We start from the raw sequence: 22,437 nt of genomic DNA on the forward strand, positions 1-22,437 counted from the left end.
AATTATCTAATAATCATGACCCACCCCTTGTAGGTTGTATAAGTGTCAACACCGCCGGTGGTATTGTGTAATTCAATTCTATAGAAATAAGTTCCTTCTGCTAGACCTGTTCCTTTCCAGTCGTTCTGATAGTTATTGGAGTAATAAATCTGCGCACCCCAGCGGTTGAAGATATACAGCTTGGAGTCCGGATATTCATCAAGGTTTCTGATGTAGAAGTAATCATTCTTACCGTCACCGTTTGGCGTTACCACATTACTTACAAACAGACCCGGCTTACCACCCTGAACAGTTATACTTGTAACTGTTTTGCCTTCACAACCACTTTCATTCGGGTCACAGTTCATTGTATTCTTGATAGTATCACCGTTATTAACAGTTGCAGTACTTGTAATCGCTGAATACGCTGTCAGATCTTCGTCAGCAGTTACGGTATAGCGTACATAACTGATGGCACCTGCTACCAGGTTACTCACTGTCCAGTAGACAGTTTGAGTTTCAGTATTCAATGGGTGGGTAGCACCATCATAACCTTGTGTATAGGTAGTACCTGATGGAACAACCACGTTGATCTGTACCTGTGAGATAGTTACACTACCGGTGTTGCGTGTGTATATATAATATGTCAGTACATCACCGGAGCTTACGTATGTGCTGGCGTTTTCATTCAGTACGATCATCCATGTATCGAAACTGGATGATTTGGAAATGGTATTGGAAGTAGAGGCGTTTGAGTTGGAAGCAGTATTCGGATTGCTGGCGTCGCCTGTTGCAGCGGGATAAGTTGCAATCTTACCTTTACCATTGCCATTGTCAACATAAGCAGTGTTGGAAATGGCAGAGGCACCGGTGAGGTCAGTAGAAACTTTTACCCGATATGCTTTCGTTACATCTGCACTATTTGCGGGCAGACTTGCAATGATCCAGGTAATCAGGCCATTCGCATCAGCAGTAACAGAATTGTCTGCATCTACGAAAGTGGTATAAGCAGGCACATATGCATAGATAACCACATTACTCAGGTCTATAGACCCCTTGTTGCGTACGTGTACAGTATAAGTAAGCACGTCGCCGGCAGTAACAGTTGAGGTAGGAGATACACTGAGCCATGAAACAGAGTTAGCCCCATTATCTACAGGCGTAGAGAGTGCAGGCCAGGTAGTGTAAGTACCACCCATAGTACCTGGAGTTGGCAACAGACCATTTCCATCTCCTGCATCTACATAGGCAGTATTTTTAATGTACGCGACACCTGTCAGATTGGAACCTACAGTCACCGTCAAATTTACGTAGGAGGAACTACCTGCTGCGATACTGGCGATTGTCCAGGTAATCTTGCCATTAGCATCTGGTGTTACACTGCTGGTGGCACCATAAAATGAAGTGTTGGCAGGCAGGGTATCTACTATGGTCACATTCGTGAGGGCGGTAGTACCATTGTTCTGTACATAAATAGAATAGGTGATGTTGTCACCACTGGCATATGAGTCATCTGCTCCAGTTGGGGAACCAGCGGCGGTTATCCATGTAGAAACAGTACCTGCTGTGGGGCGGCCGCTATGGGAAGCTACATTCGTAGCGCTGGCTGGAGTCCAGGCCAGACCTGCAATAAGCAGCATCAGGGCCAGAAAATAATCTGAGATTTTTTTGGCGCCAGTGTGAATCAGGCCTACTCGCTGCTGCCTGAAAAATGGCAGGGTAAAACGAGCTGAATTGTAATGTTTGCGCATAGGCATAGGATTACTATAAACTAGTGGTAAGTTTCGAATATTTGTCCCAATGATTTGCTGAGTTACATGAACCTACTTTGCTCCCTCTCCTTATTATATATATAATGTATCCGCACAGGTCTGAGGCGGTAAGTTGGCGCCCTCAGCAACTCGTTCAGAGCGGTCCAGATCTGATATAATGCAGCGTTTATCATTGGTTATGGTTTTGTGACTATAAATTCCCGATTGTCAAGGATATAGTTAATTCGAATATAAAAATATCTATATTTATTGATAAAACAATATTTTTTAGAAAATTAATACCCCACAAATACTACCATTTGGTTATTATAAATCAAACTATTACAAATTTAATCACTCTTCATACCTGGCAGTTCCCACCCAAAAATCAGGTCTTCATTTCCAATTAATGAGTAGTACTCACTCTCCCCCTTTGGCCTCATATGTACTCTCCACAAAGGATTTATGGAAATCTTAATATGTTCTTCTCTATAGTTTTTCAGATAGCCATAAGAGTAAGTTTGATTCGGTTTTCAGATAGGGTTTATACATAATTTGCCTCCTTAGAAAATGCGTACAATGTGGATAACTTTTTTTAAGCCCGGTAGAATTTAAAAGAACGCTCCTTTTTAATATGATATTATTTTAACATGTTTTTATAATTACAGATCATCTACTGAGAACTTTAAAAATTAGTATATTTACTAATGCATTTGTGGCCCGCTTATTCGTTAATGAACTGGTTTATAAGCAAATGGTCCAATTTCTGTACAGTAGATGACAGCTGTGTTCCCATAGCAACATGAAGAAGAGGAAGGTTACATATAAATTAAAGCCCGGCGTACCTATGGTAAACCAGGCCAGTAAGTGGTTATAAGGATATTGGTGTGTTTAATCTGATAGCCCGTCAAAGTTGGCAAATCAAGCTGGAAGCGGGATTGCTTTTCATTTTTCCGTCGTTTAAAATGAGTACCAGCACATCTATTTTTGAGTACTAGCGCTTATTTTACAGGTATGCGATAGTATTCCTTGAAGTCACACCCGTTATTTCATACATATTTACGCAGAAGAAAGACCACTCCCATATCTTTTTCGAAAGAAACCTGACTATATCAACTGATGGAGGCAGATCCGAAAGGCGCTAAAAAAAGCCCGTTTCTATCTGCATATCACCGGAGGTAAAAACTTAATATTAACCAAGTAAAGATGTACACGATTACACCGTTTTTTTCGGGCGTTATGCGCTATCAAGACTCAGTTTCTGTCCCCATTTATTTACCCAGGCATGAGCAGGCAAACCTTTGAAGTTTCGCCTGTTAAATTTTTCATACCTGTATATCAACTTTTCTAATGAACACTGCAGTCTATAAAATATTACTTGTAGATGAAGACCAGGTATTTGTAAGGCAAACGCGGCAGTTACTTGTATCACAATCATATGACACATACACAGCCGCGTCAGAGGAAGAAGGGATCATCATCTGTCAGAACCATCAACCAGACCTTATCATTTGTGGTGCCCACTTACGCGGTACCGGAGGCCACCATTTTATTATGGCCCTCAGAAATGATCCGGCTTATGATCACATCCCACTCATATTCATCAGCTTGCGGGATAACCGACAGGAGATGCGTATGGCCATGAACCTCGGCGCCGACGATTACCTGGCCAGACCCTTCAGGAAACGGGACCTGCTCCTCAGCATCCGCTCCCGCCTGGGTCGCTTCGCCAAATTTAACCACGTCAGACCTCCTGAAGAAACCAGCACCGTCTCTCTGGCCAATCCCAACACTGCTCAGCAAACTTTGTATCACAGATTGGGTAAGGCAGAAAACAGGATCATTAAAATGATCGCTGAAGGTAAAAGTACCAGGCAAATGGCTGACGAACTAGGCGTGTCTATCCGCACAATCGAGAATCATCGCTACAGAATTGCCGGAAAACTAGGTGTTTCCGGTCGTAACGCACTCACCGAATTCGTGATCAGGAACATTATTCAGCAACAAAAATCTTAATTCCAGTGTAATTGGTTTTTGCTTAAAACATTGCAGTTCCGACTAAACATCGCTGATGTATGATGCTTCAGCGATGTTTAGCTGCATTTTTTAAAAATTGACATTATCTTAGCCCCACCACCATCCTACCCACCATTGTAAACCAGATAATGCATGCACAAACCATCTTTACTAACAGCTTTTTATTTTTGCTTCGCATCCATGGCCTATGGCCAACATTATACCATGGAAGCCGTTACTGCTTACCCCTTTCCTTCTGAACTCACTGCTTCGGCACAGGGTTCTAAAGTGGCATGGGCTGTAAATGAACAGGGAAAAAGAAATGTATATGTGGCCACCGGGCCTGACTTTTCTCCCCGCAAACTTAGCAACTATACACAGGATGATGGACAGGAAATAACCAGCCTCTCCATATCTGACAATGGTAAATGGGTCGTGTATAGCCGGGGCGGCGATCATAGCGGCAGAGACGGTTTCAACCCTGTCAATCCTGCACATGATCCTATACCTCCAAAAACTGAGATCTGGTCTGTCCCATTTGATGGCGGTCCTGCCAAAGTATTGTCTGATGGGGATTTTCCGGCCCTGTCACCGCACAGTGACAGCGTTGCCTTCGTAAAAGGAGGACTGGTATACATCGTAGCCGTCGATGGCTCTGCACCTGCAAAGGTTTTATTCAGTATCAAAGGTACCAGTAGCTCGCTGGAATGGTCGCCCGATGGTAGCAAACTCGCTTTTGTATCTGATCGTAGTGGTCATAGTTTTATTGGTGTTTATACAAATCCTACCACTCCTATTCAATGGATCTCACCCGGGTTTTCACAGGATAATTCCCCCCGCTGGTCGCCGGATGGGCAGCAGATTGCCTTTGTCCGGACACCGGGTACAGGCGGTGCAACAGATTCTATCCTGCCCCGCCGTCATAAACCGTGGGAAATAAGGACGGCCAATATCAGTGATGGGAATTCAACATTACTGTGGAAAGCACCTACTACATTAAGTGGTTCTGTTCCCACTACCGATGGCGCGACCAACCTGCATTGGGGAGCGAATAACCGGGTGACTTTCCTGTCTTATCATGATGGATGGCCTCATCTCTATTCGATTCCAGGTACTGGTGGTACACCGCTTTTACTCACACCCGGCAACTTTATGTGCGAACAGATCTCGCTGACGGCCGATAAAAAATGGCTGGTGTTTAGTGCGAACAATGGCCCCTCTCCACAGGATATAGACCGGCGCCACATAGCCCGGGTACCTGTTGATAAAGCAGCGATGGAAATGCTCACTACTGGTGATGGCATTGAAACTTATCCTGTAGTAACAGGCGATGCACAAACTGTGATCTTATTTACTTCCAATGCACAGCAACCCCTGCTCGCCGCAAAGATGCCTTTTGGAAAGGGGAAACCTGCATTGATAGGCGCCTCTCTTCTTCCTACAGATTTCCCATCTGTAAAACTGGTTACACCTACACAGGTGATCTTCAAAGCACCTGATGGAACACCTGTTCATGCACAATTATATCAACCTGCAGGTGGTCCTGCCAGGAAGCCTGCCATTGTATATGTACATGGCGGACCTCAACGCCAGATGGTATTAGGTTGGCACTGGATGGATTATTATTCTATTGATTATGCTTTAAATCAATACCTCGTAGATAATGGGTTCATTGTTTTAGCCATCAATTACAGGTTGGGGATAGGTTATGGCTATGAGTTTCATAAACCCGCCAGTGCAGGGGTATTAGGTGCTTCCGAATACCAGGATGTGAAAGCTGCGGGAGAATGGCTGGCGGCACAATCACAGGTAGATGCTAAAAGGATTGGTATTTATGGAGGTTCTTATGGTGGCTTCCTCACTGCTCACGCATTAGGCAGGGATTCAAAATTATTTGCAGCTGGCGTAGATATTCATGGGGTGCATAACCGGATGCAATTCTCCGCACCTCCTACTGCTACCCCTGCACCAGATGCTGATACTGCGGAGAAAGTAGCGTGGCAATCATCGCCTGTTGCACATGTTGACACATGGACATCACCTGTGTTATTGATTCATGCAGATGATGACAGAAATGTAAACTTTAATCAAAGTATCGATCTCATTAACAGGTTGGAGCAAAAAGGTGTGTATTACGAAATCCTGAGTATTCCGGATGATACGCATCACTGGATGAAATACAGCAATGAAGTCAAGGTCAATAAAGCAGCGGCTGAATTCTTAATAAGGCAGCTTGGTAAATAATAGAAAACGCCCCTTACAAGGGGCGTTTTCCTATCTTTCCTAAATGTGTATCTGTAAATCCTGTTACATACTTTAACCCATACCCAAACACCCTATCCATCGAAGAATGCGCAAACAGTATAATTCCTACAAACAACCACAACTCACTATGCGACATCCATCCTAAACAATAGATCACAAATGCTACTGCCCGGTGATGTACGAAGTTATATACATATGCACCTGCTTTTGGCCCTGCCAGGTATGCGACCATCGATAAGTCAGGCAACAGCAGACAAGCGGGGAATAGCCACCATACGTAGGCTGACTGTAGATGGAATGATACAAGCGCAATGAAAAAGAATGCGACTTCTTCGAGGGTGATGAGTGTTTTCATCTATAAATTTAAGCCAATTCCGTTTGGATATTCGTTGGAATTTCGGCGTTTTATCACTCAGGCTGCATATTAGTCGCTATTCCTATCCTGTTCCAACTATTAATCACTATCGTCGCCATGATCACCTGCGCAATCGTCTGGTCATCCAACACCTTTGCTGCCGCTGCATAAGTTTCATCCTTTACATGCCCTTTACTAATTTCCGTTACTTCCTCTACCAGCGCCAGTATCGCTCTTTCTTCTGCTGTAAAAAAAGGAGTTTCCCTCCACGCTGATAATGTATAAATCCTTTGCTCTGTCTCGCCTAACTTTCTTGCATCTTTCGTATGCATATCCAGACAATACGCGCAACCATTAATTTGTGATGCTCTTATCTTTATCAACTCGCGTTGAATAGGTGTCAACTTTGTACCATGTACATATTTCTCAAAAGCCATCATCACTTTGTAAGCTTCGGGTTCTACTTTACTAATGTCAATTCTGTTTTGCATATCAATTTGTTTTTGTTGTTGACACAAAGTTGGGGTAGAATTGCCCTTGAAAATCTTGAACTAGTTCAAGATCGCTTAGCCCTGATCTTACTTAGGAACTCTGCACTAAACCCGAGGTAAGAAGCTAACATATATTGGGGAATACGCTGTATAAACTCCGGGAACAAACTATTAAAATGATTATATCTTTCCTCTCCACTCGTGGTAAAAATATACTTAATCCGCATCATAGAAGCCGCATAAGATCGCTGTAAGACCAATCTGAAATACCGCTCCATTTTAGGTACCTGCCTAAACAATTCATCTTCCTTTTCCTTATCCAGCACCAGTAATTCAGTAAGCTCTACAGCCTGTATACAAAACTCCGAAGGCTGTCGCCTTTCCAAACTATCATAATCCGCTATCCACCAGTTTTCCAGTGCAAAATGCGTAATCTGCTCTGCGTCGTTTTCTCCGACGATGTATTGCCGCAACAATCCTTTTATCACAAAATATCTCCCTGTGCAGATCTTGCCCTGTTTGAGCAAATATGTTTTCTTGCTCACTTCTTCATATCTCATGCAGGATAATAACAGCTCCTGTTCCTCGCTGTTTAATTCTACAAAGCGTTGTACATGTTGTAGCAGTCTTTCCATAGTGATTCAAAAAGAAGGGTGTATTAATGGTCTGGCTGTTTCCATCAGGTACCGAATAAAAACAGACTGTATCGTAATGATGATACAGTCTGTTTAAAAAAGTTATTCATATTTCGCAGGCGTACCCTTTGCTGGTGTCGCCTCTTTAATAAATTTCCTGAGGTTCTCTGTAGCAGTAGCCAGATCGTCCTTGCGCAGGTACATCATATGTCCACTTCTGTAACCTTCCCATTTGATACGGCTTTTCAGTTTACCCCCTGGATCCAGTTGCCAGATGCTATACTTTGCATTGAAATAATCACAGGCTCCGTCATAGTAACCAGATTGTACCAACAGGTGCAGGAAAGGATTCTGTGCAATTGCCTGACGCAGGTTTTCGCCAGTCTTATTATTCTGGTTATCCCATGGCCATACCTGTCCGAACATGTTATATTTCAGATCAGTTTTATATTCCAGTTCATCACGCAGGTAAATGTTGATAGCAGGGGTAAAAGCCTGTAACCATGCAGTCAGTTCTGCATTGTAATCAGGTCTGCTACCCCCATTTTGCTTATCCAGACCTTTGTATCTTGAATCGAGGCGGCCAATGGTATAACCCTGGTCACGCAGTAATTCTTTCCAGAATAAGTTATAGGAAACGATGAGGTTATTTTCCAGGAACACCTGTGCAGATAATCCGCTGTAGCGGCTCATACGTTGTGCCAGTGCTTTACGTTGTGCATCATCCAGAGAGCCGCCTTTTGAAATAGCAGGCACCAGTTCGTTGATGGTAAAGTTTTCTACTTCCGGCAATACATCATTAAGATCTTTGGATTGCAGGTCTGCAGGGAGTTTTTTGTGATACCATGCAGTAGCGGCATAATAAGGAAGGCTCAGTGCCTGATCCAGCGGACCACTGCGTTCAATGCCTAAATCGGTTGGTGATACGAGCACGACACCATTCAGGTACATCCATTGTTCATCCTGCAGTTCCAGTGCTAAACCAGATACACGGGTAGTACCATAGCTTTCGCCGATCAGGAATTTAGGAGAAGCCCAACGGCCTTTGCGGGTTACGAAAGTGTTGATCCATTCTGCCAGGTATTTGATATCTGCATTTACGCCGTAGAAGCGGGAACCAGGAACATCTTTGCTCACAGGACGGGAATAACCTGTATTCACAGGGTCTACGTATACGATATCTGCCACATCCAGTATGGAATTTGGGTTTTCGCGCATACCGAATGGCTGCACAGGATAACCTTCATCATCGATGTTGAGGAGACGGGGACCGGTATAACCAATTTCCATCCAGACAGAAGGGGTGCCGGGGCCCCCATTGAAAGAGATGACCAGTGGGCGGTTTGATTTATCCTTGATGTCTTCCCTTTCGTAATAAGTGTAGAACACCCCTGCCAGTGGGCGCCCATCTTCATCCCAGATAGGCATGCTGCCTGCCTGTGCTGAGTAAGGAACCCGTTGGCCTTTGATAGTGACTTCATGATGGGTCACTACAGCGGAGTCGATTTTCAGTATCCTGCTGGGTGAAATGGGTGCGTCGTTTTTAAATTCTTTATTTTGTGCGTTTACATGGCTGAGTATGCTGCATGACAGCGCCAGTGAGAGACAAAGGATTTTGGTCATAATTCAGGTTTAGAGAGCGTAAAGATAAAAAGTTTTAGCCCTTGGGGGTTACCTTCCATATAATTGGCTGGGGTTACAGGGGCTTTAATTTGTTTACGTCTTATTAACTGATTATGATTCAGTTTCCCATTTATCCATTTTTGCTTCAGTTTACTTCCATTTACCTGAGCGTAATTCCGTTTTCTATTTACTTCTTTTTGCTTCAGTATACCTTTTAATTCATCGCCGCTTCCTCCGTTCCTATCTGGCTTCCGCCCACACAGCCACCGATCCGGCTCCACAGGTAAATTCAGCCCAACCATCCTCTCCCACAGTAATCTCCTCTTCCCTGCTACCCGTTATATCCCTGAATTTTTTCCCTGCATGCCGTTGACCTATTTCCATATGCTTATTCCCCTCTTCTCCATTCGACATGACCACCGCACAACCAGCGCCTGCATGCTCCTCATCTCCCTCTCTCGTCCAACCAATACAATTCGGATGGTCAAAATAATCCCGCTGCATACCATATGCATATTGATCCCTTGCCTTTATCAATTTATCCAACCCTAATACCGGTGCGATCAAAATATGGCAATCATTCCCCTCCCCATCCTTATCGGTATACTCCGCTCCATACAAATCCGCATAAAATACACATGGATACCCATGCTCTCTCAACAAGATCAATGCATACGCAAGTGGTTTAAACCAATCATCCAGGGGGGCCTCCAGCGCCTGCAAAGGTTGCGTATCATGATTTCCTGCTACAGTCACCGCCAGAAAAGGTTTGGTGGCCACCAGCGAATCATCCAGTATTTTACTCAGGTCATAATCTTTTCCACACTTTGATGCATGATGCAAATTTTGATGCAGGGAAGAATCAAACAATGACATCCTACCTTCTGTAGCATCTATATATTTCAATAATAAATCCAGGTGCCCAGGTGCCCAATACTCCCCTACTGTAAACATTTCCCGCCCTGCATGCTGCCGCATCTGCTCCAGCCATCCCTTGAAAAAATCAGGGGTAATGTGCTTCACAGCATCCAATCTGAATCCATCGAATTTCACAGTATTATAATACCATTCTCCCCATCTTCTAAACTCTTCCCTCACCTCGGGATTCCGGAATTCCACATCTGCACCCATCAGGTAATCGAAGTTGCCTTTTTCATCATCCACCATATCTTCCCAACCTTCTCCATATTCGTTCTGGATGGTAAAGATCCCGCTCTCCTGCGTATCTGCAGCATAGTCGATCCCCGTAAAACAGCGGTGATCCCATATAAACTGTGAATATTGTCCTTTCCTGCCCGGAAAGGTGAATTTAGTGTAGGCTTCTATTTCATAAGGCTCAGAAATGAATTCATTCCTGTTTTCCAAATCTACCTTCCGCACTGTCACTCTCTCGGTTTCATCTGCACCTATCATATGATTGGCCACTATATCCACATACAGTTGCATCCCTGCATCATGTATAGCTTTTGCGGCGGCAATATATTCTTCTTTGGTACCGAATCTGGTACGTACAGATCCTTTCTGATCAAACTCGCCCAGGTCGTACTTATCGTAAGTGTCATATCCATGGCTGTTAGCCCCATCTGCTCCTTTATAAGCAGGAGGAAGCCATACAGCGTTGATGCCCATCGCAGCTAAGGCTTTGGCATTTTTGTTTACTTCTTTCCATAAACTGCCATCTGCGGAAGTATACCAGTGGAAATACTGGATCATCGTACCGTTTTGCATATCTTTTGCTATCCATTTGGGGATAAATAATATAAATCAAATCATATGCCACCCCAGTTTGGATAGACCAGGTCCTTATCGCCAGGAACACCCTCAGAGATCAATCACCACCCCATTCCGGGTAAATAACATCTTTATCTCTTGCCAACGGAGTTACTTTCACAGATCAATCACAACCCCCTGTCCGGGTAAACAACATGCTTCTCCCTTGCCGCCGCAGTTACCTTCACAGATCAATCATACCCCCTGCCTGGATAAATAACATCTTTCTCCCTTTCCTTCGGGGTTACTTTCAATGACACGACCTTCCCCCCTTTCACCACTGCCTCCACAGTCGTTTGATAAGGCGCATGCAATTTGAAAGATACATCCCACTCTCCCGGCCATGCGGGTAATAAATAAATCTTCCTGTCATCCGTTTGTAGCAGCATTTCCTGCACCCCTATCATGGCAGATCCTCCCCAATTATGATCCGGTGTCCAGTCAAAACCCGGGCCCCAGAATGTAGGAAAACGATGTGGCCCATCTTTAAATTTCAATACACTTAATTTCGCTGCATCTGCTGTCATGCCCAATCTGGCAGCAAAGATGGAATACTGTTTCCACCCTGCGTAATCCCATTGCGCTACTGCTTGTGGATCGTATTTATAAGTATTAATAGCAGTATCCAATCCTGGTTTTCCAATGCCATAAATCCCCCAGGGAAATACAGGATAAAGTTGTGGCGTTTCCCTGTTCTGAATTCTTTCCCATTTCTCTGCTGGCAAAATAGTGGTATGACCTTCATATTCACCAAAAGGAATGGGTGGCAAATGTGCTAACATCGTATCCCATTTTGGATCAGGTGCAACCACTATCAATCTTTGTAAAATCGTCTGCATCGCTGCTATCACAGTAGTGGAATTATAAGTTAGCTTATACGTCTCAGCAGCAGAAGTAGGATAAAATATATAATGCCCCTGTGCATCGAATTTGTGATAATGTGCATCATAAAAAGACAAACAACTATCTATAAACGGCAGGTATTTTTGTAAGTTCACACCATCATATCGCTGCTCATCCAGCATCATCAGACAAAACTCAAACACCGTTTCCCATTCATACTCCAACCACTTATTATATTCTACACCAGGGTCAGTACCAGCCGGTCTTTTCGGGTGATACTCCGTTACATTCGGCAGACCAAAATTTTCTATCTGCTCTGTAAAGCATGCCCCGACATGGTTCCAATACACCCTGCTACGCAAAGATGCATTGTGCAACATGCGCATGTAAAAATCAAATTGTGCTTTTAACATTTCTCCATCTCCGTTTTTCAACATGGGGAAATAAACCAGTCGTTGATTTTGCGCGGTCATAGTACCACCACCCCATGCCCTGAAGTCAGGAGAAAAATGTTTACTGCTATCTACATAACAGGGATCAAATGTGAATAACCCGCCGTTGAATTTTGTAGGCCATTCACCAAATGCATTGCAGGCTAACTGATAACGGAATAATTCATAATTACGGTCTATTGTACGAACAGCAGCATCTTTACTATCAATATGAATATAGCTACGATTCCAGAATTGTTTCCACCATTTGATGCTGCGTCTCCGCCCTAAAGACGGCTCAATGGATATCTTTATCGATACAGGGTTCGATAGAGATTTCGATGTAGATTTCGATACAGGTTTGGATTCCTTTATCAATGCCCACAGCCCCTCTTCCCAATCCTTCGATGTATTCGTCTGTGCTACATGCAGTCCGATCGTTATTTCCTGCGACTTGACCTGCTTAGATGTTCTCAATTCCCACCCACGATATTTTGTATCTGCATACTGGCCATCCGTATTTCCCCCTGCTATCATCCCTTTCCCCTGCATAATTCCTCCAAAAGTATTATGCCGGATAGGATTATATAACTGATCCTTCACCGCAGACATTCCTTCCATCCTCACTGTATAATCAAAAATATCCTCCTTATCATCCCTGTTGCGATGATAAAACTGTACCCTATTTCCCACAAAAGAAACAGTATCCTTATAAGTCGTAATCGGAAAAGCTTGTAATTCTTTATATGAATTCGCCCTGCACTCTACCGCATCTGTAATAACATGATCCTCATATCTCCATGATTCATAAACAGCACTCATCCGCACTGCTGTTTTACTTTCCATACTCACATGCACAACCGGATGAAATACATCTACCCACAATACTATGCGTACCCCACCTCCACTTACAATCACACTCCCATCCTCCAAGTGCAACTCCTGCCTGAAATCCCCCTTGTCAAATGGCCTGCCTTCTATGCGTACTCTTACCCTCCCCAACTTGAGCATTGCATTATTCTCATCAAATGTACCGCTGCGCGATAAATAAAATAGGAGATCCCCCTTTTCTACCCACACATTCAACCCAATATCTCCACCTCCACAAGGCATAGATTCTCCTGCATGCCGGCTTTGGGTATTCCATACCAGCTGCGCATTCGTTTTCAAACAAAAAATCAATAAACAGGATAACAAAAGTCGATATAACATGGAATTGGTTGTAAATGCTACACTTAAAAATACAGCATACGCTTTCAAAAATAAAATCACCCTTTTATATTGTTATTGTCTGCCCTCAATTTGTCCATCCATCCAATTTAGCCCCCTTCTAATAAAATAGTAGTGTATCAATTTCAATTTTCTTTAAAAAATCACCCGAATCTTCCACGCAGTTGTCGTAGGCAACTGCGTGGAAGATTCGGAATGGGCCTGCGGCCGGCTTGACTAAATTCAAAATGACACACTACCAATAAAATACTTTTTTATCTTTTATTAATTCCACCCTATCTTTGCCATATGTTCTCAAAAACCTGCGAATACGGCATCAGGGCAATGATCTATATTGCACAGCAATCCAAAAATAACGTCAAAGTCGGCGTTAAGGACATTGCTGCAGGTATCGACTCCCCTGAATACTTCATCGCCAAAATCCTGCAGGAACTTACAAGGAAAGGCTTACTCCTCTCCTTCAAAGGCCCCACCGGCGGCTTTTACCTGGATGACAAAGCCCTCCAATGCTCTATCGCCAACATCGTCAAAGCCATTGACGGCGACAAGATCTTCTCCGGCTGCGGACTCGGCCTGGATTATTGCTCAGAAAGCAAACCCTGTCCCATCCACCACGAGTTCAAGAGAATCAGAGAAGATATGGCTAATATGTTGAACAACACCAGACTGGACGAGTTTCACGAAAAACTCACTAAAGACATTGGGTTCCTGAAACGCTGACATTTTTTTTATACTAATAAAAGACAAAAAGGTATTAAATTATGCTGACCGATATTACAACTGAAGAAGACATACAACTCATGGTGCATACCTTCTATGCCCGGGTAAGAGAGGACAACACCATAGGTCCCATCTTCAACGCCCGCATCAAAGACTGGGATACCCACCTGCAGAAACTATGTAACTTCTGGAGTACACTCCTCCTCTGTACCAGAAAGTACGAGGGCGATCCAATGAGTGTACACCGCGGAATGGCTATCGACACTGTGCATTTCAACACCTGGCTCTCCATCTTTCAGCAAACCATAGATGAACTGTTCGCCGGCGAAACCGCACAGGCAGCTAAAAACAGGGCACAAAAAATATCGGCCGTCATGCAACATGTAGTGACCCGCCCGGCATAGGAGATCCTGGTTTCGCAAAACTCCGCTGGTTAAGAGTACCAGGCGATATATTGCTGGCAGTGGGTGAATTCCTGCTGGTGATTTTTGTAATTGGATTAAAGACCGGGTGGTCTTTAAAAGAAGAGCGTTAAAAAGATGTAATGCCTGCTGCGGGTTCTCCTGCGGCAGGCGCTATCGTTTTCTGAGAATTAGTGAATTCCCCCATTTATGCATATTTTATTGCGGATGTACAGCTATTTATTGATGTACAACTTCGTATCATAAGTAATCGTCACTTCACCATCCCGCTGATTCACCTCAAACAACTCTGTCAGCGCTTCCATCATCTCCTCATAATTTTTCTGCCCTGGTTGCGGCATATAAGAAGAACTTAACACCTGCCCTTTCAATCCCTCAAAGTCCAGCTGCTGGCTATGCCTGAAGTAGTGTACATCCATCGTGGCAGGTGCAAAAAACGCCGTCAGCTCCGGCTCATGTGCCTTCCGGATCTCATGATAATCCGTTCCATACTTCGCCTTAATATCTTCATACCCTTTGTCAAACGGAGAATCCAGCGTACGCAAATTCCACAGCAACGCTATATGCCCATCAGGTAATAAGATACGATCAAACTCTTTCCGCGCCAACACAGGATCTATCCAGTGAAAAGCCTGCGCCACTGTAATCAGTTGTACTGACTGATCTGGTAACCCAGTCGCCTCCCCTGAACCAGTGAGAGAAGAAAAATTGGGATAGTCATTCAACTGTGCTTCTGCCGCCTCACGCATCTTTGCATTCGGCTCTATCGCATACACCGTCCAACCTTTTTTTAATAATAATTCCGTCAGAATACCTGTACCGGAACCAATATCTGCCACTGTTGCATCACTGGTAAGCCCACCTTTTGCCTGCAAAAAATCAAGTAACGAATCCGGATAGGTAGGACGGTATTTTTTGTAGTTGTCTACCCTGTCAGAAAATCTTTCTTTGGAGTTAAACTTGTCTAAAGACGCCATATACTATCAGGTTTAATAGTGAGATATACAGTGCTCCCCTTTTTAGTCAGTACATCAGTAGGTGTTCTGACCAACAGGGAACCTCCCGGAACCTTTACACGCACCTCATACGCACTCCCCATATAATCTACTGCTTCTACAATGCCTTTGATCCCGGATTTATATGCAAACTGCAAATTCTCGGGGCGAATAAATGCTTGCTCTTCGCCTGTCAGCTCCAGCACCTTCGCATCAACCAGATTATAAGGACCAAACAACGCTGCCGTATATTCATCCACAGGATGATTGTATACATCAATCGGCGTGCCTTTCTGCACAATCAAACCATCTTTCACCACCAGTATTTCATCTGCCCATGACAGTGTATCCTGTGGATCATGTGATACAAGCAGACAGGTCAGGTCCAGCTTTTCTCCGATTTCCCTGATCACCGTTTTCAGGATCTCTTTATGTGAATAATCCAGGTTGGAGAAAGGCTCATCCAACAGGAATAATGTAGGATTACCAATTAACAACCGGGCCATAGCCACTCGTTGTTTTTCCCCACCTGAGAGCTGATCGGTTCTTCTCTTCATCAGGTGATTGATCCTGCATATGCTATAGAGTTCGTCTGCTTCGTCATCCGTCATCTTATTGGCATATTCCAGCACCTGCTCTACCCTGTAGTTCAATCTCAGTTCATAATGCTGACTCAGGTAAGCAATACCAGGTTCGCCGGGAAGCAGTCTTTCGTGTGGGCCTTTTACCCGCGTACCTTCAAATCGTACTTCACCTTCATCTGTCTGCATCAATCCGGCTACAATCTTCAGTAAGGTACTTTTCCCGGAACCGGAGGCCCCTACAATAGCAATCTGCTGGTGCTTCTCCTGCGAAAAATTAATACCCTTTAATACCCATTCGCCATTCTCCTGTTTACGGATCCCTGTTGCTGTTAAAAAACTCATAATAAACAAAAGTAAAAGAAATATACAATTAATTGCCCCCATTTTACAAACCCTGCGGTCGCTATTAGGGGTATTTTTATCCTCTCAAATTGATGACAGATGAAAAAGATAACTATTGGGAAAACAGATTTACAGATAGCTCCAATCAACTTTGGTGGTAACGTATTTGGCTGGACTTTAGACGAAAAACAATCATTTGAAATATTAGATGCTTTTGTCAATGCCGGCTTTAATTTCATTGATACTGCGGATACTTATTCCTGGTGGGTAGAAGGCAATAAAGGTGGTGAATCAGAAGCCATCATTGGTAAATGGATGAAGGCGCGCAACAACCGCGATAAGGTTGTCATCGCTACCAAAGTAGGTTCTCAGAACAAAGAACATAAAGAAGATGTGAGCAGGGCACACATCCTGAAATCAGTTGATGAGTCATTGCAACGTTTACAAACAGATCATATTGATTTGTACTATACACACTTTGATGATAATGTGACTCCTTTAGAAGAGACATTGTCTGCCTACGATGAAATTATCAAAGCTGGTAAAGTAAAGTACATTGCGGCTTCCAACCTGACACCGGAGCGCCTGACAGCGTCCCTGAAACTGGCAGAAGAAAAGGGTTTACCCCGTTACCAGGCTTTACAGCCACATTACAACCTGGTAGAGCGTGCAAATTTTGAAACAAAATACCAACCTATTGCACAGCAGTATGGTTTGAGTGTAATGCCTTACTGGTCACTGGCAGCAGGTTTCCTGACAGGTAAATACCGTTCTGAGGAAGATTTTAAGAAAAGTGTGCGTGGTGAAGGAGTGAGGAAATACCTGGATGCAAAAGGTATTGGGGTATTACATGCACTGGACAAAGTAGCGGCTAAACATAATTCTAAACCTGCAACTGTTGCACTGGCATGGTTGCTGGCGCAACCAACCATTGCAGCTCCGATCGTGAGTGCTACAAGCCAACATCAGCTGGAAACTCTGGTGGCGGCACCGGCTTTACAGCTGGATGCGGAAGATCTGGGATTGCTGGATAATGCCAGTAAATAATTGCTACCTGCTTAGGAGGTTGGTTGCGGTCAACGAATGCCAGTAAACACCTTACTGAACTTATGGTAGAGCGACCCGGACAGGCAGTGTACCTACCCTTCAAAGAATCCGCTCCCATCCCGCATCCCTGCTATGCCTATGTACTATCACTGCAGCCAAAAACAGTAAATTGAGCATGAATAACCTGACCATTATGTTGAAAAGAATCTCCCCACTCGAAAAAATGCTGGGTATTGCCATTGCTTTTACGATGGCACTCCTCGTCGCACGCGTTCTCCGCTATCATGAATATTTCTATTTATTCTATATCTGGAACACATTTTTGGGTGTATTACCCCTGATATTCAGTCGTAAATTGGCCAGATTGTCCGGTATCAATCTCCGTACTGTCGGTGTGCTGGCTTGCTGGCTGGTATTTTTCCCCAATGCACCGTACATGATCACGGATCTCTTTCACTTTCAGGAAAGACCGCCTGTTCCACAGTGGTTCGATCTCCTCATCGTCTCTTCAGCAGCCTGGAACGGCTTGTTGCTGGGAATCATTTCTCTAATGCAGGTAGAACATTTTTTGTCTCTTCATGTGAAAGGGCTGTGGGTAAAAGTGATCGTGGTTGTCAGCTTCATTCTATGTGGATATGGAGTGTATATTGGCAGGTTTTTGCGGTTCAACAGCTGGGATGCTGTGACCAATCCGGAAGCATTGTTATTCACCATAGCGGATCATTTGTTCAACCCATATGATCATATGGGTGCATGGGCATTCAGTATAGGTTTTGGGGGGATGTTCGGTATTATTTATTACACTTTGCAACAACTGCATCATCATAAAAAAAGCGCCCCTCAAAACGAGGGACGCTTATCTATATCCTGCAGTCAGTCTACCTTAGTGTCCTGACTTCACTGATGTCATTTCCAGATTCTTAAACCGCCTCATACAATACACACCAAAACTCAGCACTACTCCATAACAAACAAGCGGCACTACCAATGCATATTGTACCCCAATCGCATCTGCCAGTGCACCCTGTATCACAGGCATAATCGCACCACCCAGAATAGCCATCACTAACAGAGATGAACCCTGACTGGTATAAGTACCCAGCTTGGCAATCGCCAGTGTGTAAATATTGGAGAACATGATGGAGTTGAAGATACCGATACCTACAATGCTGAACATCGCAATCTCTCCCTTGTTAATGATGGCAGATGCCAGCAGGAACATATTGACCAGAGAGAAAATAACCAATGTACGGGCAGGAGCAGAACGGCCCACCAGGAATCCTACAAAGTTGAGTGCAATAAAGATGAGGAAGAACGCGATCTGGTCAAATGGCATACCTACCAACAGGTAAATCACCACAAATACCGCCAGTGCTGTTACCAGCATATACGCTGCTTTCCTTGCCTGGCTCATGGTATGGCTCAGGGAAATAGCACCTACGAAACGGCCTATCATTGCACCACCCCAATACAAAGCCAGGTATTTCTTCGCTTCAGTTTCCGGCAGACCAGCGATATCCTGCAGACCCAGGAAACTGATCATAAAACTACCCACGGCTACTTCACCACCTACATAACAGAAGATGGAAAGCACACCTCTTTTCAGCTGCGGAAACTGTAATACACCCAATCCTTTCGGTTGGTTTTCTTCATCTACTGCAAATGCAGGCAGTTTTACACGCCAGATCAGCAGCGCTACAAGCAAGAGGATACCTGCAAAGATCAGGTAAGGAATTCTCGTTGCTGCGGCACTGAAACCACCATTGGGATCCTTGAACAGTTCAAATATCAGGTGACCACCTAATATTGGCGCTATCGTAGTACCGAATGAGTTAAACGCCTGTGTGAGGTTCAACCGGCTGGAAGCACTATCTTCCGGCCCCAGCAGTGATACATAGGCATTCGCGGTAATCTGCAATACAGTGAAGCCCAAACCAAGCACAAACAATGCGCTCAGGAACAGACCATATACACCATATGTAGCAGCTGGCAGGAATAATACGCAGCCCAGCGCTGACAGGATAATACCAAAGATTATCCCCTTCTTGTACCCCACTTTATTTACAGGGTCCCCGTTGTAATAGGAAATAATGAAATAGATCAGCGAACCGATAAAATATGCGCCAAAGAACGCAAACTGAACCAGCATCGATTTAAAGAATGTGAGCTGGAACAACTCTTTCAGGTAAGGGATCAAAATATCGTTCATACACGTGATAAATCCCCACATAAAAAACAATAACGTGATCGTGATCAGTGGAATTGCATTGTTTCCTTTCTTATGATTGTTCATAACCCGGACTTACGTTTCATTGTTAAAGTTGGCAAAACACAAACATACACCTATCTGAATCATTTTTTGTCAAAAAAAGGGCAAAAACTTTCAAAATCATATAAGTTTCCTTGCCATGGAAACGAGAATCAGGCATTTCCCCGGGTAAGATCATCACTAATGTTAAATCTATTTATCTTTGTCATATGCGGAATACTGAGATTGAAAAAGCCAGCGAGGCGTTATGGAAAAATGCCCTACCTCACCTATCTGTCGACTGCGTGGTTTTTGGCTATCACCAGGGCAGTTTCAATGTACTGTTGGCAAAAATGAAAGGAGATAACAGCTGGATCCTCCCCGGCGGTTATATTCAAAAAACGGAATCGATTGATGATGCAGCGAAGCGGATCCTCTTCGAACGAAGTGGTGCAGAGAAGGTGTTTCTGGAAGTATTTGGGGTATTCGGAGAACCTAACCGCTCCGAAGATTATTTTGCAGCGTACGATGATAACCTGTGGCATAAGATGCGTTTTATTACCATTGGTTATTATGCGGTAATAGACCAGTCACAGGTCACACCAGTTCCTGATATGTTTAGTGATGCCTGCGAATGGATGCCGGTTTACGAATTGCCCGAAATGGTCATGGACCATCGCCAGATCATCGATAAGGCCCTTGAGAAACTGCGGGATCAGCTGTATCACAAACCGATTGGGTACAACCTGCTGCCTGAGATCTTTACCTTGCCACAACTGCAAGCCCTGTATGAGAAGATTATGAATCAGAAGTTTAACAGGGGGAATTTTTACAGGAAGATTATGAAGGAGAATATCCTGATTAAACAAGGGGAGGCAAAGACAGGGGGGGCGCACAAGGCGCCACATCTGTATAAGTTTGATCCGTCGATTTATACTAAATAAAAATAGGGTTCACGTGCTCAGGGAGATGACAGGCTTTTGATTAGCCATGTCACGGAGATGCACATGCCTTTAATCACGATCTGATTGCAGTTCCTACACGTCAAATAAGTGGATTCGTACCAATAATTTAATTTCCTCATTCCGCAGATTCACCAAAACAGGTTACTTCAAATCAAGAATAATTTAATTTCCTCATCATAGATATCCGCGGATAGGTAGATGTATGCCTACTCCTTTTAATACAAATACACGTAGTAATATCTCCATAACCGGACTGGCACAGAAGTAGCTGTACATTTGCATATGACAACTATTTCACAACGTAGTGCCGGTATACTTCTACATATTACTTCTCTACCCGGGCCTTTTGGCGCCGGCGATTTAGGCCCATCCGCTTATCACTTTGCAGATCAGCTACACCTGGCCAGGCAACGTTATTGGCAGGTACTGCCTGTCAATCCTTTGCATCCGGAACATTTGTCTCCCTACAGCCCAATCAGCAGTATGGCAGGCGAACCATTATTGATAAGCCCGGAATTGCTGGCCAAAGAAGGTTTACTCACCCCTGCCCAACTCAGCAAGTGTCACTTGTCTGTTTCGGACCAGGTTGATTTTGCAAAAGCTATTCCTGTCAAAGGAGCGTTACTGGAAATCGCTTACCTGAATTTCGTACAGACACAAGATCAATCGGCCTTCGAAAATTATTGCAGGGAACAGGCACATTGGCTCGATGAGTTTACAGATATTCAACGTGAGAAATGGTATCAATTTAAATTTGACCAGCAATGGGTAGCGCTCAAATCCTATTGCAATGACAAAGGAATTCTACTCTTTGGGGACCTTCCCTTTTATATGCATGGCAATGCCTGCGATGTAAAAGCCCATCCTGCGTACTTTAATCTCAATGGTGTAGGTGGGGTGCCACCGGATTATTTTAGTGAGACAGGGCAATGCTGGAATGTACCTGTGTACGACTGGGATGCGCTCAAAGCAGATAATTACAGTTGGTGGATACGTAGAATAAAACGCAATCTGGAAAGATTTGATATTATTCGTCTTGATCACTTCCGTGCCTTTTCTGCTTATTGGGAAATTCCTGCTGGTGAACCCACGGCTGTGAATGGGCAATGGAAACCGGGTCCGGGAGCGGATTTGTTTGAAAAATTTAAAGCACTGTTTCCTACCATGCCTTTTATTGCAGAAGATTTGGGTACTATCGATGCACCTGTGAGGGCCTTGCAGGAACAATTCAATTTGAAAGGTATGCGGGTGTTGCAGTTTGGTTTTGGGAAGGATATGCCGGAAAGTGATCATGCACCGCATCATTTTATTTCGAATGTGGTGGCAGTAACGGGTACGCATGATAATAATACTTCCCGTGGATGGTATGAGGAAGATGCGGATCGCAAAACAAGATTAAACTTCCGGGAATATACAGGGTTGAAAATAGCGCCTAAAAAAGTGGCGCGTATTTTATCAAGGATGGCTTATTCTTCTATAGCAGATATTGTGATTTTGCCTATGCAGGATGTGTTGGAGCTGTCTGGTGATGCGAGGATGAATCATCCTTCGGGGAGTAATAAAAACTGGAAATGGAGGATGATGCCGGGGCAGTTTAAAAAGAAGAAAATAAAGCGATTGAAGAAATGGGTGAAGGTCTATGGCCGGAGATAACTATGACGGTTTCTGGGAGGTACGAGTGATTAAAATACACTGCAATTTTTCGGGAAACTACTTTTCTGAAAA

18 protein-coding genes are annotated in these 22,437 nt (G+C 44.0%); 8 read left to right on the top strand and 10 right to left on the bottom strand.

Annotated elements, in window-relative coordinates; genetic code table 11:
* Positions 1-2 precede the first annotated feature (2 nt).
* Positions 3-1,730: a gliding motility-associated C-terminal domain-containing protein gene (locus BW716_RS02165; RefSeq protein ID WP_179090969.1), complete on the bottom strand. Its 1,728-nt coding sequence runs from the start codon at positions 1,728-1,730 to the stop codon at positions 3-5.
* Between the two features lie 1,350 nt (positions 1,731-3,080).
* Here BW716_RS02165 and BW716_RS02170 point away from each other — a divergent pair.
* Together BW716_RS02170 and BW716_RS02175 are read left to right on the top strand one after the other, a co-directional pair.
* Positions 3,081-3,746, top strand: a complete 666-nt coding sequence (locus tag BW716_RS02170) for a response regulator transcription factor (RefSeq protein WP_083720487.1) — start codon at positions 3,081-3,083, stop codon at positions 3,744-3,746.
* A gap of 153 nt (positions 3,747-3,899) precedes the next feature.
* Entirely contained in the window at positions 3,900-5,990 is a 2,091-nt protein-coding gene (locus BW716_RS02175; RefSeq protein ID WP_083720489.1) for a prolyl oligopeptidase family serine peptidase, read from the top strand.
* Positions 5,991-6,003: 13 nt separating this feature from the next.
* Here the strand turns inward: BW716_RS02175 and BW716_RS02180 are convergent, their stop codons facing one another.
* The 6 genes from BW716_RS02180 to BW716_RS02210 form a co-directional block, all read right to left on the bottom strand.
* Complete coding sequence (locus BW716_RS02180) at positions 6,004-6,366, bottom strand: DUF4260 domain-containing protein (RefSeq protein WP_083720492.1); 363 nt, start codon at positions 6,364-6,366, stop codon at positions 6,004-6,006.
* Between the two features lie 53 nt (positions 6,367-6,419).
* Positions 6,420-6,857 carry a carboxymuconolactone decarboxylase family protein gene (locus tag BW716_RS02185; protein WP_083720495.1) on the bottom strand — a complete coding sequence of 146 codons (438 nt, stop codon included), beginning with the start codon at positions 6,855-6,857 and terminating at the stop codon, positions 6,420-6,422.
* Between the two features lie 65 nt (positions 6,858-6,922).
* Positions 6,923-7,492, bottom strand: coding sequence for a Crp/Fnr family transcriptional regulator (locus BW716_RS02190; RefSeq protein ID WP_083720497.1), 570 nt, complete (start codon positions 7,490-7,492; stop codon positions 6,923-6,925).
* A 102-nt stretch (positions 7,493-7,594) separates the two neighbouring features.
* Positions 7,595-9,115, bottom strand: coding sequence for a S10 family peptidase (locus BW716_RS02195; RefSeq protein ID WP_083720499.1), 1,521 nt, complete (start codon positions 9,113-9,115; stop codon positions 7,595-7,597).
* Positions 9,116-9,355: 240 nt separating this feature from the next.
* The gene (locus BW716_RS02205) at positions 9,356-10,843 is read right to left on the bottom strand and encodes an alpha-amylase (RefSeq protein ID WP_235643415.1); all 1,488 of its coding nucleotides are present in this window, start codon (positions 10,841-10,843) and stop codon (positions 9,356-9,358) included.
* A 233-nt stretch (positions 10,844-11,076) separates the two neighbouring features.
* Positions 11,077-13,329: a DUF5703 domain-containing protein gene (locus BW716_RS02210; protein ID WP_235643417.1), complete on the bottom strand. Its 2,253-nt coding sequence runs from the start codon at positions 13,327-13,329 to the stop codon at positions 11,077-11,079.
* A 348-nt stretch (positions 13,330-13,677) separates the two neighbouring features.
* Here BW716_RS02210 and BW716_RS02215 point away from each other — a divergent pair, with 348 nt between their 5' ends.
* Entirely contained in the window at positions 13,678-14,109 is a 432-nt protein-coding gene (locus BW716_RS02215; protein WP_083720503.1) for an Rrf2 family transcriptional regulator, read from the top strand.
* A 41-nt stretch (positions 14,110-14,150) separates the two neighbouring features.
* Positions 14,151-14,513: a group III truncated hemoglobin gene (locus tag BW716_RS02220; protein WP_083720505.1), complete on the top strand. Its 363-nt coding sequence runs from the start codon at positions 14,151-14,153 to the stop codon at positions 14,511-14,513.
* A gap of 233 nt (positions 14,514-14,746) precedes the next feature.
* On the opposite strand, the gene BW716_RS02225 is transcribed toward BW716_RS02220, so the two are convergent.
* Positions 14,747-15,508, bottom strand: a complete 762-nt coding sequence (locus BW716_RS02225) for a class I SAM-dependent methyltransferase (RefSeq protein WP_083720507.1) — start codon at positions 15,506-15,508, stop codon at positions 14,747-14,749.
* A complete protein-coding gene (locus BW716_RS02230) occupies positions 15,496-16,452 on the bottom strand; it encodes an ABC transporter ATP-binding protein (RefSeq protein ID WP_083720509.1) in 957 nt (318 codons plus the stop codon). The genes BW716_RS02225 and BW716_RS02230 overlap by 13 nt, the downstream gene beginning before the upstream one ends.
* Before the next feature lie 99 nt (positions 16,453-16,551).
* On the opposite strand from BW716_RS02230, the gene BW716_RS02235 reads away from it, so the two are divergent.
* Positions 16,552-17,499: an aldo/keto reductase gene (locus BW716_RS02235; RefSeq protein WP_083720511.1), complete on the top strand. Its 948-nt coding sequence runs from the start codon at positions 16,552-16,554 to the stop codon at positions 17,497-17,499.
* Positions 17,500-17,692: 193 nt separating this feature from the next.
* Complete coding sequence (locus BW716_RS02240) at positions 17,693-18,394, top strand: DUF1361 domain-containing protein (RefSeq protein WP_179090970.1); 702 nt, start codon at positions 17,693-17,695, stop codon at positions 18,392-18,394.
* Here BW716_RS02240 and BW716_RS02245 read toward each other — a convergent pair.
* The gene (locus BW716_RS02245; protein ID WP_083720515.1) at positions 18,383-19,792 is read right to left on the bottom strand and encodes a sugar MFS transporter; all 1,410 of its coding nucleotides are present in this window, start codon (positions 19,790-19,792) and stop codon (positions 18,383-18,385) included. The two genes, BW716_RS02240 and BW716_RS02245, sit on opposite strands and share 12 nt — an antisense overlap.
* Before the next feature lie 185 nt (positions 19,793-19,977).
* Between BW716_RS02245 and BW716_RS02250 the strand changes: the two genes are divergently transcribed.
* Both BW716_RS02250 and malQ read left to right on the top strand, forming a co-directional pair.
* Positions 19,978-20,691 carry an NUDIX domain-containing protein gene (locus BW716_RS02250; protein WP_083720517.1) on the top strand — a complete coding sequence of 238 codons (714 nt, stop codon included), beginning with the start codon at positions 19,978-19,980 and terminating at the stop codon, positions 20,689-20,691.
* A gap of 303 nt (positions 20,692-20,994) precedes the next feature.
* On the top strand, positions 20,995-22,365 hold the full coding sequence (gene malQ, locus BW716_RS02255; RefSeq protein WP_083720519.1) for a 4-alpha-glucanotransferase: 1,371 nt from the start codon (positions 20,995-20,997) through the stop codon (positions 22,363-22,365).
* Positions 22,366-22,437 lie beyond the last annotated feature (72 nt).

Source organism: [Flexibacter] sp. ATCC 35208, assembly GCF_001975825.1.
GTDB lineage: Bacteria > Bacteroidota > Bacteroidia > Chitinophagales > Chitinophagaceae > Chitinophaga.